Raw genomic sequence first — 1,321 nt, forward strand, 5'->3', positions numbered from 1 at the left:
TTCCTTGAAGCGAAAATGCAGGGCTACAACCGTGCGCCCCTTTTTGATCGTCTCAACCGTTACAGCCAGGTCGCTTTTTTTGTTCAGTTCGTCAATGCAGGGTCTTAATAATTGCTGGTTAAGTGATTTATATGTTTGATATTTATGCTCTATATCAAGCATTGAGCGGAAATCATCGAGAGCGATAATACGTTCGCCAGTACTGCGGAACTGCTGGAGGAGTTCGTATATCCTTATACTGTAACTTCTTGATAATCTAGATATATTCTTGATTACAACTCTAGTAAATTGCCCTTGTAGTTGTGTCAAATAAGGCATTACTGCGTCAGAAAATGTTATTTGTGCTCTGGCCTCGCCTTTAGCGTACTGTGCCCGATACTGGATCCAGCGGAACTCCTCACGTTTCTCGTCATCCTTGAGAATGATTGACCTGTCCCACAAACGATCAATTGCTTCCTGTAACTGAACCTCGGCATTTTTCCGCCCCATGTCAGGGAATGAATCGAAATATTCCGCAGCTGTAATGGTCATTGTCTTTTGCAATTTTGGAGATTCTGCATCAGCCCCAGACTTCAATCGACCGATGCAAAGTAACAAAAATCGCTGTTCCTGTAGGGTCAATTTATAACTGGCTTCAACCAGCGCATTGGATTTATAGGCAATTAGATCCGACATAGAGCATCCCTCCCCAAAAGGTAATGAATAAAAGATAAACATACCCTCAACGAAAGGCAATGCCTTTTTATTTTAATATCCCTTTTTCTGTGAATATTACCTTAAATCATATTGCCTTTACCTTAAATTCCCCCACCTAAACACCTTAAATCATATTACCTTTACCTTAAATCACATTACCTATAGCATTGTAACATTTTGTTTTCTATAAGGAATTTTGGCGCTAAAACAAGTATTAAAAACAAGATCTTAAAAACAAGATCTAAAAACTTAACGACGAGCCTGTGGATAACTTGGAGTGCTGAAAACAAAAAACCAATAAAAACAATGCGTTGCAAAAAAGCAGAATTGCAAGTTCCGAATACACCCCCTCCAACCCTGTGGAAATCCAGTATTCATGCGGGTTCAGCGCATATCACCTCCCGAAAAACCGTGCGTATGTGCTCAATCAGGCGACGGATTCACTTCCGCTTCCTCGCCCACTCGCTCGCTAACGCTCGGTCGCTGGGACTGCGGCGAGCGGACGATACAATCACTGTCCTGGCAGCGCTTCCAGCTCGTTAATCAGCGGCAGTATGCGCGTCACATCAGCCTGTCGTGTCACCTCTGCCTTCAGGAACTGGAGTAACCAGGCACGCAACTGCAC

Annotated in this window: 1 protein-coding gene and 1 pseudogene; both read right to left on the reverse strand. The window is 43.2% G+C overall.

Annotated features, from left to right (window positions below; genetic code table 11):
- Positions 1-675 (reverse strand): replication initiation protein (locus G434_RS00070; RefSeq protein ID WP_016249759.1); only part of this gene is annotated, 675 nt, incomplete at its 3' end.
- A gap of 532 nt (positions 676-1,207) precedes the next feature.
- Positions 1,208-1,321: pseudogene (mobC, locus tag G434_RS31040) on the reverse strand (relaxase accessory protein MobC); the annotation flags it as partial.

The organism is Escherichia sp. KTE172 (assembly GCF_000408845.1).
Lineage (GTDB): Bacteria > Pseudomonadota > Gammaproteobacteria > Enterobacterales > Enterobacteriaceae > Escherichia > Escherichia coli.